Origin of the sequence: Actinophytocola sp. (assembly GCF_009379765.1) — a bacterium.
Classification (GTDB): Bacteria; Actinomycetota; Actinomycetes; order Mycobacteriales; family Pseudonocardiaceae; genus Actinophytocola.
The window spans coordinates 14,679-28,219 of sequence record NZ_WHTD01000105.1 but is presented as its reverse complement, the minus strand read 5'-3'; the positions used below and the strand labels follow the sequence as shown (position 1 = coordinate 28,219).

Genomic DNA, 13,541 nt, shown 5'->3' with positions numbered 1-13,541 from the left:
GACCGGAGCTCACCGTTCTCCGCAACAAGATCCTCATAGGACGGACGCCGACCGGTGAACACCACACCATGATCCACACACCAGCACCCAAGATCAAGTCACCACGCCGCGCAGGTCAGGACCTACCCGTGAATGGACACCTACGAACTCCGCAATATCAATCTTGTCATCTTTGTAGGCTTGCTTTGCTTCGACTATCTTATTCGCTAGTCGCACTATCTCGTCTGCGGTTGCGTCAACGACCTTCTCTTTGACAGCCGGCAGTCGCCTAATAGCTTTGTAGGTCAAGCCAAGCATGAACTTCTCTAGGGCATCTCGGTTCCTAGACACCCTGCCACAACCACCACGTTGTTTCTGGCATCGATAGACATAGTGCTTTGTCTTGGTTCCATCCTTATGCGGCTTGCCGTACTTATGCCCATGAGCCATCTTCGTGCCGCATTCATCACATACGAGGATTCCAGTCAATAGATGTTTAGGCGCCTTGTCCGTCGCCCACGACTCATTCTCAGACAAAACGTCCGCTAGTTCATAGTACTCATTCTCCGTAAAGATCTTAGGCCATTTACCTTTAGCTACGGGGTGACCTTTGGGGACAATCACCCCTTCGACCTCCATGTCACGACTAAAGGAACGTAGCCCGGCATATTCGGGAGCACGCAACAGCCGACTAATGTCGGCAACCAGGTATGGCTTGCCGCTTTGTTTAGCAATCCCCAACTCGCGCAATTCAGCGCAGATGCCCGACAATGATTGACCGGCAACGACCTTTTTGCGTGCGCGTCGCAGTACCCTTGGCCTCTTCCCACACGATTTGTTTGTAGCCAAGCGTGTAGCCAATACGTCGGACTCGACTTGCAGGGGGCAAACCTTCAATAGCCCGAAACTCTTTACGTCCACGTTGCCGATGAGCAATAATCTTGGATTCAGCACGGGCGAGCACGGCTATAACGCCCGTTGTTACATCATCCTTGATTTCCCGCCCAGATGAATCAAAAGTGCGAACCTTGCACAACTCTGCCGTTGCGTGGTAGTCCTCCATGACCGACAGCTCTTTACGGCTTAGCCTGTCCTGATCTCGCACGATTACGAATCGCCCAGTCAAAGTTGCCCGAAATGACATCGGACATGAGCTTGTCGTAGCCCGGACGCTCTATGTCTTTTGAGGCCGACTTGTCGTCGTCGAAGTAGACACCTTGATTCCCCACAGTTGTGTCAAGGCGTAGGTTTGCCTGCCTGGCGTATTGCAGGCAACGGAGGATCTGAGTAGCGAAATCGTCACCAACGGACTTGCGGAAATAGAACACGCAAGGTTGACATGACTCGTCCCTATTAACGAGATAAGCCCTGTCCGCAGACAGAGCGTCAGGGAAGATATCGTTTATGTCGATATCCTCCCATGTCGCGCTTCGAGCACTGCTCATCATGACTCCTCACCTGGGCTGATGGTAGCCCGCTAGGTGTGTGCTGTCACAGTGAACATGAACAGTTGTGGCTGACCACGCCGTTGGCGATGAAGTCGCCGGTGCCGGTGGTGATGTCGAACAGCGGCATCTCCAGCCCCAGCGGCTCCACCGTCTCGATGCCGAGCCGGGCGGCGGCCCGGAGCGCGACGCCGGCGAGCTCACCGTCGCCGGTGCGGGCCGGGTCGACCGTGTGCAGGAACCGCAGGTGCTCGGGCAGCCCGCCGGCCAGCCGGATCCGCTGCACGCCGCTGCGCAGGCCCAGGTCCTCGAGCGCGAACCGGAAGTCCAGGCGCAGCAACGCGTCGCTGATCATGCTGATGTTGGCCCGCCCGGTGCGAGCCACCCGCAGGTAGCCCCGGGCGAACTCACCGTCGACGTCGAACACGCCGGCCAGGAACCCCTTGTGCCACTCCTCGCTCGGCACGAGAGGTCGCTCGATGGGCAGGCTGATCGACTCGGCACCGGTGAGGTATTCCCGCGCCCGGTCGAGCACGCGCGGGTCGTCGGGGTCGTCGTGGCCGCCCGCGATGCCCAGCAGGTAGCCGCACCGGTAGTCGACCCGGCCCTTCGGCGCGGCGGCGAACCCGCCGGTGCCGACGAGCTTGTCGCCGGTGGCCAGCACAGCCCGGCGCCGCTCCTGGCTCTCGGCGATGTAGCGCCAGCCGCGGTCGGTGAGGAACCGGTGGTCGCCGCTCGCGATGAGCTGGGTGCCGTCGCGCAGGGTGAGCCGGTAGGCGGGCTTGACCGTGGACCAGTGCGCGAGCACCCGGGTGGTGACATACCTGCGCCGGTTGCCCTGCCGCTCGGTGCCGTAGATCTCGTCGCCCACAGTGAGCTCGGCGAGTGGTCGGGTGCGCCCGTCGGCCGTGAGGATCGGCGTTTCGCCCGCGAGGCAGTACCGGCAGGCGTGGCTGCACCCGCGGTACGGGTTGATCGTCCAGCGGAACGGCATCGGCGACCGGCCGGGCACCTTGTTGAGCACCGATCTGGCGTGCACCTCGTGGAAGACCATGTCCGCGAACTCCGGGGTCCGGACACTGCGGATCAGGCCGGGCAGGCCCGGCAGGGTTTGCTGTCCTTGCTGGTCGACACGCTGGCTGTCCCATCGCACGATCACAGTCGAACACATGTTCGAGGCCCTGTCAAACTACATCACACGGTCGAGTGATCTTCGCCCACATGTTCGATTCGGGGCGGATTTCGTCGGCCTCGCGAGCTACCTTCGAACCCATGGACAGCACCCCGCTCCGCCGGCGCGTGACCGCCATCGTCGCCGACCTGCCCGAGGCCTCGGCCGCCGGCGACCCGCACCTCACCCTTGCCGTCCGCAAGAAGACGTTCGGCTACTTCCTCGACGACCACCACGGCGACGGCATCGTCGGGGTCGCACTCAAGGCCGCGGCCGGCGAGCAGGACGCGCTGATCCGCTCGGACCCAACGCGGTTCTACGTGCCGGCATACCTGGGCGCGAGGGGGTGGGTCGGGGTGCGGCTCGACGTCGGCGAGGTCGACTGGGCCGAGATACGCGAGCTCATCACCGACGCGTACCGATTACAGGCGCCCGGCCGTCTCGTCGCGCAGCTGGACGGCTGACGCGGTCGCCTCGCGCGCGCAGCCCCAGGACAGGCTGACGCCGTTGCCGCCGTGCCCGTAGTTGTGGACGCACCAGGCGCTGCCGAGCCGCTCGACCTCCACCCGCACCGCCGAACGAGCGGGGCGCAGTCCGGTCACGACCTCGATCACCTCGGCGTCGTGCAGCCGCGGCTCGATCGCGCGGACACGGGTGAGGATCCGCTCGGTCACGTCCGGGTCCGGGGTTCGGTCGGTCCGACCGGGCACGCTGATCCCGCCGCACACCACGCGCTCGGGGTGCGGGAAGTAGCTGGTCCACTCCGCGGTCATCGCGAGCTCCATCACAAGCATGTCGAGGCCCGGGTTGGTGAGCACGACGTGCTGCCCGAACACCGGCTGCAGCTCGGTGTCGCCGAGGAGCTCGCGGGCGCCGAGGCCCGTGCAGTTCACCACCACGGGCGCGACGTCGGCCGCCTCGGCGAGCGAGGTGACGGTGCGCTCCTGGATCTCGACACCCGCGTCGGCCAGCCGGGCGACGAGGTGGTCGAGGTACCGGGGCATGTCGACGAGCGGCATCGTGGCGCGGAACCCACCGGTGAAACCGTCCGGCACCTCGTCCGGCCGGCACGGACGGAGGTCGGGGATCGAACGGGCCTGCGGTGGCATCTCGCCGTCGGCCGGCAGGTCGCCGACGGTCAGCGACGGAGCCATGCGCACGCCGGTGGCCGGGTCCTCTGCGAGTGCCACGAAGTCGACGAGGGACTGATCGGTCCAGCTCATGGTCTTGGCCATGGGCTCCTGGAAGGAGGGACCCCAGAGCGCTCCCGCGACCACCGAGGTGGTCTCCCGCGGCGGTTCGGCCGACCACACCTGAACCACCCAACCCGCCTCGGCCAGGCAGGCGGCGGTGGTCAGCCCGCTCACCCCGGCGCCGATCACCAGTGCCTGCTCCATACGACTCACCGAGCCACGATAGCGCCGGCTCAGCCTTGGCTCCGCCGGACACAAGGGAGGTACGACGAGCAACCACGATCCAGGAATCCACCGGTGTTGACGATTGGGCGACGCGGGCGGTGTCGACACCGCCGGGCAACAGCGGGTCGCCCATCTCGGGCCGGCGACGGCAGCCCGCGGTCGGGCAACGGGCGGTACTTCACCGCCGTCCGGCGGGATGGCAGCGCGAGCGGCCGGTGCCTGGGCGTCGGTCAGGTCGTGGGGAGATCGGGCTGGGCGGTGTACGCGGCCGTTGTGCGGTCGGCGGCCGCTCGGGCCGCCTCCTCGGGTTCGCCGGCGGCCATGTTGGCCTCGTACCAGCGGTTGCTGCTCTCCGTCGCGAAGGTGCGGCCCTCCTCGGAGATCTGCCAGGCCATGGCCTCCTCCGGGGCGAGCTTCGGCCCAGGAGTGAGGTGCAGGGCGAGACCCAGCAGGATCATGTCCCACCCGACACCGACGGCACCGGGGCCGAACTGGGCCCAGCGCTCGTCGTCGACGTGGGCGATGTGCTCGACCTCCAGACGCGACTTGTCCGCCGACTCGGGGACGATCCGGACCTCGATCCAGCTGGTCTCGTCGCCGTACTCCCACGTCGCGAAGAAGCTCTTCGGCGGGTCGCACCGCTCGACCGTGCCGGCCGCGTTGCCCTCGAGCTGGTACCGGCCACCGAGCCGGAGCTCACCCGACACCGGCAGGAACCACCTCGGGATCCGCGAGGCGTCCGTGCACGCGTCCCACAGGTCCTCCGGCTCCGTGTCGTACACCTGGCTGACCGTGACCACCCGTGCCTCTCCCGCCTCGAACACCCGCGAGCTCACCCGCCGGCGCACCGCGTTGATCTGGTGGGCGACATCGATCATGGGGCTCTCCTCGTGGTCTGGTGAACGGGGCTCGCGCAACCTATCGATGTGGGCTTATATAAGTCAATTCTTCTGGGGTGCGGTAAGCTCGGTCGAGGTGATCGGGTTCGGCCCGGGAGCGCTGTGCGTCTTGCTCGTCGCCCGGCAGAACGTCTGGAACTGGCCGGTCGGCATCGCCAACAACATCACGTTCCTCGTCCTGTTCTGACCGCGTTGTGGATCACGGCCGACCTGATCTACGTGCCGCTCTACGCCGACAAGGAGCTCTGGCTGACCGCCGTGCTCTACGTCGGGTTCCTCGCGCTCTGCGTGCTCGGCCTGCGGAGCTGGCTCGCCACCTACCGCACCGCCGCCGGGGGCAGCTCCGCCGACGAGGCCACCGGCCAGCCGAGCGGGTCCGGACCCAGCGCCGCAAGCTGATCCACCTGCTCGCGGCACCACGGCGACACCGCCAGCTCCCCACCGACCACGAGGCTCACGAACAACGGCCAGGACACCCAGCCGAACTCGTCCACCTCCGCGGGCGAAAGCCGTGGCACGTCGTCGCTGACCGCGCGGAACACAGGGCACAGCTCGTTCTCGACCACGCCGTTGTCCATCACCGCCCGGTACCGGAACCGCGGCAGCAGCAGGTCGATCGACGGCACCGCCAGGCCCAGCTCGGCACTCAGCCGGCGGGTCACCGCACCGACGAACGGCTCGTCCGGCGCGGGATGGCCGCAGCAGGAGTTCGTCACCACCCCGGGCCACGTCTTCTTCGCCCGTGCCCGCCGGGTGACCAGCAGCGCGCCCGCGGAGTCGAACACATAACAGGAGAACGCCAGGTGCAGCGGGGTGTCCCGGTGGTGCACGGTCGCCTTGTCCGCGGTGCCGATCCCCCGTCCCTGCTCGTCGAGCAGAACCACCCGTTCCATCGCGACTCCCCTCGAAGACGGCAGGGGTCAAGAATGCCTGGCCGCCCGGACCGGCGTCTCACAGGTCCAAGGTCGTCCCGTCCACCGGCACCTCCACCCCGGCCGCGACCACCTGCCTGTACTCCGGCGAGCGGCGGTCGAGGACCGGGTTCGTGTTGTTCAGGTGCGTGTACATCCACCGGGTGCCGGACGTGGCCAACGACCGGATCCGGGCGAGGCTGCCGTCGGGACCGTCGATCGGGACATGGCCCATCGCGTGCTGAGCGGCAGTGCTCGTGCCGGTGCCGGTCATCTCGCGGGCGGAGAAGAACGTGCCGTCGAGCAGCACGCAGCTCGCGCCGGCGACGAGCTCGTCGAAGCCCGCCGGCCACGTGGCCAGGCACGGCGCGTACACCAGCGCACCACCCGTGGCGGGATCATCGAACCGGTACGCCACCACCCACGGACCGTCCACAGTGGAGTCGCGGGCGTACTTGGGCCGCTTGTCGCTGACGCCGAGCACCGACACGGACAAGCCGTCGAGCGGCGCACCCGCCGGCTCCCACCGCCAGTCACCGTAGCGAGCGACGGTGTCGCGGACGGGAAACCGCTCCCCCAGCGCGTGCAGCACCGCCCCCGGCGCCCACACCGACAACCCGCCGCCCTCGCGCAGCAGCATCAACCCCAGCGTGTGGTCGAGCTCGGCGTCGGTGAGCAGCGCACCGCGCAGCGGCGTGTCCCGCGGCCCCGGACCTGGCGCCAGCGAAGGCGCGGCGATCACCTGCGCCCGGATGTCCGGCGAGGCGTTGACCAGGTACCAGACCGTCCCATCAGGACTGATCGCGAGGCAGTCCTGACTTCGCGGCGGAACCTCGGGCGAGCCGGAACGGCAGGCCGAGCACAGGCGGCAGGCACAGTTCCACTGCGGGAACCCGCCACCGGCCGCCGTGCCCAGCAGCCGGACCTTCACCGCACCACCGTGGGCGCGCGCATGACGAACTCCGGCACCCCGGCCGTGGCCTGGAGGGCGGCCTCGCTGACCAGGATCCCGTCCACCACCGAGCGGTTCGGCGAGCGCGAGCACACCGGGTCGGTCGCCGCCGCGTCGCCGGTGAGCATGAACGCCTGGCAGCGGCAGCCGCCGAAGTCGACCGACCGGCGGTCACACGTGCGGCACGGGTCGCGCATCCACCCGTCTCCGCGGTAGGCGTTGAACGACTCCGACTCGTACCAGATCTCCTTCAACGACCGGCGCGTCACGTTCTCCACCGGCAATGTGGTGATCACCGACGCGGCCGGGCACGGCAGCACGTCGCCGTTCGGAGCCACGGTCAGCTGCCGCGCGCCCCAGCCGTACATGCACGGCTTCGGGAACTCCTCGTAGTAGTCGGCCACCACGTAGACGATCTCCATGCGGCCGCGCAGCCGCGCGGACGCGGCGCGCACGATCGGCTCGGCGTCGGCGAGCTGCGCCGGGGTGGGCATGAGCGCGGTGCGGTTGCGCAGCGCCCAGCCGTAGTACTGGGTGTTGGCCAGCTCCAGCCGGTCCGCGCCCATCTGCTCGGCCAGCTCGATGAGCGCCCCGACCTGGTCGTGGTTCGCCTTGTGCAGCACCACGTTCACACTCAACGGCAGGTCCAGCGACGTCACCACGGCGGCCGCGTCGATCTTGCGGGCATGCGCCTTGGCGCCGGCGATCTTGTCGGCCCGCGCGGCGTCCGCGCCCTGCACCGACAGCTGCACGTGGGCGAGCCCGCGCTCCGCCAGCTCCGACAGGCGGGCCGCGGTGAGGCCCAGCCCGCTCGTCACCAGATTCACGTAGCAGCCCAGGTCCGACGCGCGCCCGACCAGCTCTGGCAGGTCGGGGCGCAGCAACGGCTCCCCGCCGGACATGTGCACCTGCAGCACACCGATGTCCCGCGCGGCGTCGAGCACATCGAGCCACCGCGACGTGGTCAGCTCGTCGCGTTTCGCCGCCAGCTCGACGGGGTTCGAGCAGTAGGGGCAGTGCAGCGGGCAGCGGTGGGTCAGCTCGGCCAGCATGCCGAGCGGCGGCTCGACGGCGCTGACGCCCGACCCCGCGGGCAGGTCTTCGGTCACGTCCATTCGACGACCCTCCGGTCCTCCAGTCGGGCCAACACGTTCGTGACGTCCTCGGGCCGCACGCCGCTGAACCGGGTGCCGAGCTTCGCCGCGATCTCGGTGACGTCCGAGGAGCCGTCGCACAGCTCCAGCACGGCGGCCGCGGTGGCGTTGGGCACCAGGACGCCCTCGGGGAACAGCAGCACGTGCGTGTCCCTGGTCTTGTCGAAGGTGAGCCGGACTCCCCGGCGCAGGCGAGGCTTTCCGGGCACGGCCTACTCCTTCGCGGCTGCGCGCTCGATGGCGTCGAGCATCGACCAGAGCACGTCGCACTTGAACGACAACGCGGCGATCGCCTTGTCCTGCTGCTCACGCGTGCCGCAGTAGCGCACCACGATGTCCAAAGTGGACTCTCCTTCGCCGGACACGGCCTCGATCCGGTCGGTGAAGTAGGCGAGGTCGTCGCGCCGGATCCAGTCGTAGTTGGCGAGCATGTCACCCACCCGGCGCTGCATCAGGTGTCCGGAGAACATCTCGGTGAGCCCGGACGCGACCGCCTCGACCCACGGCTTGGTCCGCGCGAACGTGACGTAGGCGTCGACGGCGAACCGGACACCCGGCACCACGCGCCGCTCGTCGAGCACCTCGGCCCGGGTGAGCCCGACCGCCTCGCACAGCCGCAGCCAGCGCTCCCGGCCACTCTCGCCGTCCCCGTCGGCCGTGCCGTCGTGGTAGACGATCCGGTCCAGCCAACCGCGACGCACGTCCGGCACCGGGCAGTTGCTGATGATCGCCGCGTCCTTCCGCGGCAGCACGCACTGGTAGTACCACCGGTTGGCGGCCCACACCCGCAGCTCGCGCTCGGAGAGCTCGCCGGCGTGCATGCGGTGGTGGAACGGATGGGTCCCCCAGTACCGGTGCGACAGGCCACGCAACGCGGCGACGAGCTCGTCGGGACTGCGCGGAACACTCGGGTCGGACACGCTGACACCTCCGATGTGTGCGAGCTCGCGACCGGCGCGCGGGGACCGTCGGGCGCCCGGCCCCCGGCGCCGGACAGGACTACGAACGTCAGTCCATCCGCGCCGCGTAGGCCGTGACCTCCATCGGCGTCTCGTATTCCACGAAGTCGGGGGTGGTCCAGACCTCGAGCTGGGTGGAGTCGTTCATGTTCCCTCCAAGGTTCGACGAGAGTGACCTTGCGACTCCAGGGTATCGACAGTCACACCGAAGATCCCACGAAAATGGTCGAGGGCCACTGACAACGGCCTCGAACCGGCATGATGGCACCGTGCAAGCGAAACCTGCCCGTCCACAGTGGACTAGATAGTCGGTTTCGATGAACGAGATGTTCGACCACGCGCTCGTGCTCGGGAAGTTCTACCCGCCGCACGCCGGGCACCACCATCTCGTTCGCGCGGCCGCGGCCCGGAGCACGCGGACCACCGTCGCGGTGCTGGGCGCGTCCGTCGAGTCGATCCCGCTCGCCGACCGGGTGCGCTGGCTCGCCGAGGAGCACGCGGCGGATCGCGGGGTCGCCGTCGTGGGTGACGTCGACGATCACCCGATCGACTTCCACGACGACCGGACCTGGGAGCTGCACATCGGTATCGTGCGCGCGGTGCTCGCGCGACCCGCGATCGCCGACGGCGACCCGGCCGGCGCGGGCATCGACGCGGTGTTCTCCGGCGAGTCCTACGGCGCCGAGCTCGCGAGCAGGCTGGGCGCCGAACACGTCGCGGTCGACCCCGACCGGACCACGCACCCCGTGTCCGGCACGGCGGTGCGGGCCGACCCGGTCGGCCGGTGGGCGTGGCTCGCCCCGGCGACCCGGGCGGGACTCGCCGCGCGGGTCGTCGTGGTCGGCGCCGAGTCCACCGGCACCACCACGCTCAGCGCCGCGCTCGCCGCGCATCTGCTGGCTCGGGGCGGCGCGTTCGCCGACACCCGCTGGGTCGCGGAGTACGGCCGCACGCACACCGAGCTCAAGCTCGCCGCGGCCACCGCACAGGCGGGCGGGACGCCACCCGACCTCGACGGTCTCGTGTGGACGGTCGGTGACTTCGTCGACGTCGCCCACCGGCAGGCCGCGGACGCGGCCGCCCGCACCGGCGGGCCGGTCCTCGTGTGCGACAACGACCCCTGGGCGGCGACCGCCTGGTGCGAGCGCTACCTCGGTGCGTGTCCCCAGGACGTGCACGACGCGGTCGGTGGCCGGCGACCCGCGCTCTACCTGCTGACCGACCACCGGAACGTGCCGTTCGAGCAGGACGGCCGGCGCGACGGCGCGCACCGGCGAGAGTGGCTGACCGGGCGGTTCGCCGAGCTGCTCGACGAGCGCGGGGTGCCGTGGCGGCGGCTCACCGGCGACCCGGAGCGGCGCCTGACCCGCGCGGTCGAGGCCGTCGACGGCCTCCTCGACACCCACTTCACGTATGCGCATCCGCTCACCTGAGACACTGCCCGGGTGTACGACGGCGACACCGAACCGATTCCCCGGGTGACCGGCCACCACCGGCGGGCCCGCGACGGGGAGGAACCGGACAAGCCGAACCACCAGGACGACCGGCACGACCACGACGTCGGCGCGGATTTCGACCCGGCCGACGAGCCGGCCGGCAGGCGGGCACGGCCAGTAGGGCACGGGCACAACCACGCGCCCCCGCCGCCCGCGTCGAACCGGGTACGCACGCTCATCGCCGCCCTGCTCATCCCGTTCGCGCTCGCCGCGGTCGCCGGCACCGTCTGGCTGTTCCCCTTCGGCGACGGCCCGGACACCAAGGCTTCGGCCGGCCAACCCGTGCGCGGCGTGGTGACCGGCGCCCAGGCCGGCTCGTGCAACGGCGACGTCCAGGTCGGCGCCCAGCCCGAGGGCGACCAGTGCCTCGTCGTCACCGTCCGGATGGACGACGGCGACGCGCCGGGCCGGGAGATCCGCGCGATCGCGCCGCTCGAGCCGGGTTCGCCGCGGTTCGCGGTGGACGACAAGGTCGTGCTGTCCTACGGCGGCGGCGACCCGACCGACGGGCAGTCCTACCAGCTCGTCGACTTCCAGCGGGATGTGCCGCTGGCGCTGCTGGCGGGGCTGTTCGCGGTCGTCGTCCTCGTCCTCGGCCGCTGGCAGGGGCTCAAGGCACTGCTCGCGCTCGGGGTGAGCTTCGGCGTGCTCGTGCTGTTCGTGCTGCCGGCGATCATCGCGGGCGAGAACCCGCTGCTGGTCGCGATCTTCGGCGCCGGGCTGATCATGTTCGCGGTGCTGTACCTGACCCACGGCCTGACCGCGCGCACGTCCACCGCGGTGCTCGGCACGATGGTCAGCCTCGCCATGATCGGTGTGCTCGGCGCGCTGTGGGCCGCGTTCGCGAGCCTCACCGGCCTCGACGAGGACACCGCGACGCTGGTCGGCCTGCTCAACAACCCCATCGACACCCGCGGGCTCCTGCTCGCCGGCGTCGTGATCGGCGCGCTCGGCGTGCTCGACGACGTGACGATCACGCAGACCAGCGCGGTGTGGGAGCTGCGGGCCGCGAACCCGGCGCTGACCCGGCTCGAGCTGTACACCGCGGCGCTGCGGATCGGCCGCGACCACGTGGCCTCGGCGGTGAACACGCTGGTGATGGCGTACGCGGGTGCCGCGCTGCCGCTGCTGCTGTACTCGTCGATCTCCGGGGTGGGGTTGGGCAACATCCTCACCTCGCAGTCGATCGCCCAGGAGCTCGTGCGGACGCTCGTCGGCAGCATCGGCCTGGTCGCCGCGGTGCCGATCACGACGTTCCTGGCCGCGGCGGTGGCCGCCACCGAACCCGCGACCGGGATCGCGCCGCCGCCCTCGACCCGCCGGCCGACCCGGGCGGCCGCGCGCGACGGCGAGCGGACGAGCGGACGTCGTGGGGGCGAGCGAAAGACCCGGCCGGCGGGCGAGCAACGGAGACGCGAGCGGGACGGCCAACGGGCGGGTGGCGAGCGGAGAACCGGCCGGGCGGGCGACCGACCGAACGGCAGGCGGGCCGCGCAGCCACGAGACGGCCGGGCCGAGCGGACCAGCGACCACCGGGCCGAGCCGCCGCACGAACGACGGGCCGAGCGGACCGCGGATGGCTGGTTCGAGCAGGCCGGCGACAACCGGGCCGGACCACCACCCGAGCGACGGGCCGAACGAACCGGCGAGAGTTGGTTCGATTAGCCGGGCGGTCAACCGGCCGGGCCAACCGGGGCGAGCGCCCAGGACTCGCGGGTCCTGGGCGTTGGACTCGCGGGTCCTGGGCGTTGGACTCGCGGGTCCTGGGCGTTGGACTCGCGGGTCCTGGGCGTTGGACTCGCGGGTCCTGGGGTCAGTCGAGGGTCGCGACGAAGCGGGTGATCGCCTCCGGCTTGAGGCGTTGCGCCAGCCGGCCGGACGGCGCGAGCGAGGCGAGCCGGTAGAGCGGCCGGTCCGCCGCGGCCTCACCCTTCGCCTCGGCGCGCAGTTGCGCGACCAGCAGCTCGGAGAAGACCAGGCCGCTGGTGTTGTCGCTGCCGGCGAGGATGTCGGCGAGCTTGCGCAGCACCAGGATGCCCAGCTCGCGACCACCCGTGCCGGAGTACACGGCCAGGGACAGGTTGATCGTCTTGCCGGCGCGGGCCACCAGCAGGCCGATGGTCCGGGTGCCGCGGATGTCGGTGACCAGCAGCTCGATCCGCTCCGCGTGGCGCAGGTCGACGGTCTTGCGGCCGAGTGCCTTCGCCACGATCAGGTCGCCTTCGATCCACAGCGTGCGCCGGCCGGACACCCACGACAGCAGCGTCAGCAGCACGATCACGACCGCCGCGGTGACCAGCGCGGCGGTCTGCCCGGCGAGCAGGCCGACCAGCCCGCCGACGGCCGCGCCGAACACCACCGCCACGCCCAGCGCGACGCAGCCGCGGCGGCGTGCGCTGGACTGCTCGGTGAGGTTGAGGGGGATGCGCTCCGGGCTGCCGGGCTCGGTCACGTCACAGTCCCCGCATCGGGCCGGTCCCGCTCGGGTCGTCCAGCCCGAGCAGGAACGGGTTCGACGCGCGCTCCCGCCCGATCGTGGTGCTGGGCCCGTGGCCGGGCAGCACCACCGTGTCGTCGGCCAATGTCATGAGCTTCGTGCGCAGCGTCGTGGCCATCGTGGCCATGTCGCCGCCGGGAAGGTCGGTGCGCCCGATCGACCCGGCGAACAGCGTGTCGCCCGCGAACAGCACCCGGCCGCCCTCGTCGAGCTCGCTGCGGAACACCACCGAGCCGCGGGTGTGGCCGGGCGTGTGGTCGACGGTGAGCGTCAACCCGGCCAGCTCCAACAGAACGCCGTCGTCGAGCTCGCGGACCTCCGACGGCTCACGCATCTCCAGCCGGCCACCGAAGAACTGCGCGCCCTCCGTGCTGATGCCCTTGAGCGGGTCGGTGAGCATCTCGCGGTCGTCGGGGTGGATCCACGCCGGGATGTCGTTGCCGTCGCAGATCGGCGCCACCGAGTACACATGGTCGAAGTGGCCGTGCGTGAGCAGCGCCGCCACCGGGGACAACCGGTGTTTGCGCAGCGCGTCGGTGATCGGCTCGACCGCGTCCTGACCGGGATCGACGATCACGCACGGTTCGCCCTCACCGGGCGCGACGAGATAGCAGTTGGCCTGAAAAGCCCCGGTGGGGAAACCGACAACGAGCACGAAGC

The 13,541-nt window shown here is 69.9% G+C and carries 18 protein-coding genes; 5 read left to right on the top strand and 13 right to left on the bottom strand.

Annotated features, from left to right (window positions below):
• Nucleotides 1-93: 93 nt before the first annotated feature.
• From GEV28_RS27720 to GEV28_RS27710, 3 genes are all read right to left on the bottom strand, one after another.
• The gene (locus GEV28_RS27720) at nt 94-750 is read right to left on the bottom strand and encodes a zinc ribbon domain-containing protein (protein ID WP_291415241.1); all 657 of its coding nucleotides are present in this window, start codon (nt 748-750) and stop codon (nt 94-96) included.
• On the bottom strand, nt 731-1,042 hold the full coding sequence (locus GEV28_RS27715) for a hypothetical protein (protein WP_291415240.1): 312 nt from the start codon (nt 1,040-1,042) through the stop codon (nt 731-733). Before GEV28_RS27715 ends, GEV28_RS27720 begins: the two co-directional genes overlap by 20 nt.
• Nucleotides 1,043-1,470: 428 nt before the next feature.
• Complete coding sequence (locus GEV28_RS27710; protein WP_291415238.1) at nt 1,471-2,577, bottom strand: hypothetical protein; 1,107 nt, start codon at nt 2,575-2,577, stop codon at nt 1,471-1,473.
• Nucleotides 2,578-2,696: 119 nt separating this feature from the next.
• Here GEV28_RS27710 and GEV28_RS27705 point away from each other — a divergent pair, with 119 nt between their 5' ends.
• Nucleotides 2,697-3,059, top strand: a complete 363-nt coding sequence (locus GEV28_RS27705; RefSeq protein WP_291415236.1) for an MmcQ/YjbR family DNA-binding protein — start codon at nt 2,697-2,699, stop codon at nt 3,057-3,059.
• On the opposite strand, the gene GEV28_RS27700 is transcribed toward GEV28_RS27705, so the two are convergent.
• Together GEV28_RS27700 and GEV28_RS27695 are read right to left on the bottom strand one after the other, a co-directional pair.
• Nucleotides 3,018-3,992 (bottom strand): FAD-dependent oxidoreductase, encoded by a 975-nt coding sequence (locus tag GEV28_RS27700; RefSeq protein ID WP_291415246.1) that lies wholly within the window; start codon nt 3,990-3,992, stop codon nt 3,018-3,020. The genes GEV28_RS27705 and GEV28_RS27700 overlap by 42 nt on opposite strands.
• A gap of 251 nt (nt 3,993-4,243) precedes the next feature.
• Nucleotides 4,244-4,891, bottom strand: coding sequence for an SRPBCC family protein (locus tag GEV28_RS27695; protein ID WP_291415235.1), 648 nt, complete (start codon nt 4,889-4,891; stop codon nt 4,244-4,246).
• 97 nt (nt 4,892-4,988) lie between these two features.
• On the opposite strand from GEV28_RS27695, the gene GEV28_RS27690 reads away from it, so the two are divergent.
• Both GEV28_RS27690 and GEV28_RS27685 read left to right on the top strand, forming a co-directional pair.
• The gene (locus tag GEV28_RS27690; protein ID WP_291415233.1) at nt 4,989-5,099 is read left to right on the top strand and encodes a nicotinamide mononucleotide transporter; all 111 of its coding nucleotides are present in this window, start codon (nt 4,989-4,991) and stop codon (nt 5,097-5,099) included.
• Between the two features lie 5 nt (nt 5,100-5,104).
• The gene (locus GEV28_RS27685) at nt 5,105-5,311 is read left to right on the top strand and encodes a nicotinamide mononucleotide transporter (RefSeq protein WP_291415231.1); all 207 of its coding nucleotides are present in this window, start codon (nt 5,105-5,107) and stop codon (nt 5,309-5,311) included.
• On the opposite strand, the gene idi is transcribed toward GEV28_RS27685, so the two are convergent.
• The 6 genes from idi to pqqA all read right to left on the bottom strand — a co-directional run bounded on the left by idi (nt 5,230) and on the right by pqqA (nt 9,036).
• Complete coding sequence (gene idi / locus GEV28_RS27680) at nt 5,230-5,805, bottom strand: isopentenyl-diphosphate Delta-isomerase (RefSeq protein ID WP_291415229.1); 576 nt, start codon at nt 5,803-5,805, stop codon at nt 5,230-5,232. The genes GEV28_RS27685 and idi overlap by 82 nt on opposite strands.
• A 58-nt stretch (nt 5,806-5,863) precedes the next feature.
• The gene (gene pqqB, locus GEV28_RS27675) at nt 5,864-6,754 is read right to left on the bottom strand and encodes a pyrroloquinoline quinone biosynthesis protein PqqB (protein WP_291415227.1); all 891 of its coding nucleotides are present in this window, start codon (nt 6,752-6,754) and stop codon (nt 5,864-5,866) included.
• Nucleotides 6,751-7,890, bottom strand: a complete 1,140-nt coding sequence (gene pqqE, locus GEV28_RS27670; RefSeq protein ID WP_291415225.1) for a pyrroloquinoline quinone biosynthesis protein PqqE — start codon at nt 7,888-7,890, stop codon at nt 6,751-6,753. Before pqqE ends, pqqB begins: the two co-directional genes overlap by 4 nt.
• Complete coding sequence (gene pqqD, locus GEV28_RS27665; RefSeq protein WP_291415224.1) at nt 7,881-8,138, bottom strand: pyrroloquinoline quinone biosynthesis peptide chaperone PqqD; 258 nt, start codon at nt 8,136-8,138, stop codon at nt 7,881-7,883. The genes pqqE and pqqD overlap by 10 nt, the downstream gene beginning before the upstream one ends.
• A gap of 3 nt (nt 8,139-8,141) precedes the next feature.
• On the bottom strand, nt 8,142-8,849 hold the full coding sequence (gene pqqC, locus GEV28_RS27660) for a pyrroloquinoline-quinone synthase PqqC (protein ID WP_291415222.1): 708 nt from the start codon (nt 8,847-8,849) through the stop codon (nt 8,142-8,144).
• 88 nt (nt 8,850-8,937) lie between these two features.
• On the bottom strand, nt 8,938-9,036 hold the full coding sequence (gene pqqA / locus GEV28_RS27655; RefSeq protein WP_291415221.1) for a pyrroloquinoline quinone precursor peptide PqqA: 99 nt from the start codon (nt 9,034-9,036) through the stop codon (nt 8,938-8,940).
• Between the two features lie 169 nt (nt 9,037-9,205).
• Here pqqA and GEV28_RS27650 point away from each other — a divergent pair, with 169 nt between their 5' ends.
• On the top strand, nt 9,206-10,321 hold the full coding sequence (locus GEV28_RS27650) for an AAA family ATPase (protein WP_291415219.1): 1,116 nt from the start codon (nt 9,206-9,208) through the stop codon (nt 10,319-10,321).
• A 12-nt stretch (nt 10,322-10,333) separates the two neighbouring features.
• The gene (locus tag GEV28_RS27645; RefSeq protein ID WP_291415217.1) at nt 10,334-12,049 is read left to right on the top strand and encodes a YibE/F family protein; all 1,716 of its coding nucleotides are present in this window, start codon (nt 10,334-10,336) and stop codon (nt 12,047-12,049) included.
• 148 nt (nt 12,050-12,197) lie between these two features.
• Here the strand turns inward: GEV28_RS27645 and GEV28_RS27640 are convergent, their stop codons facing one another.
• Entirely contained in the window at nt 12,198-12,836 is a 639-nt protein-coding gene (locus tag GEV28_RS27640) for a hypothetical protein (RefSeq protein ID WP_291415216.1), read from the bottom strand.
• 1 nt (nt 12,837) lies between these two features.
• Complete coding sequence (locus tag GEV28_RS27635; protein ID WP_291415214.1) at nt 12,838-13,536, bottom strand: MBL fold metallo-hydrolase; 699 nt, start codon at nt 13,534-13,536, stop codon at nt 12,838-12,840.
• Nucleotides 13,537-13,541: the final 5 nt, after the last annotated feature.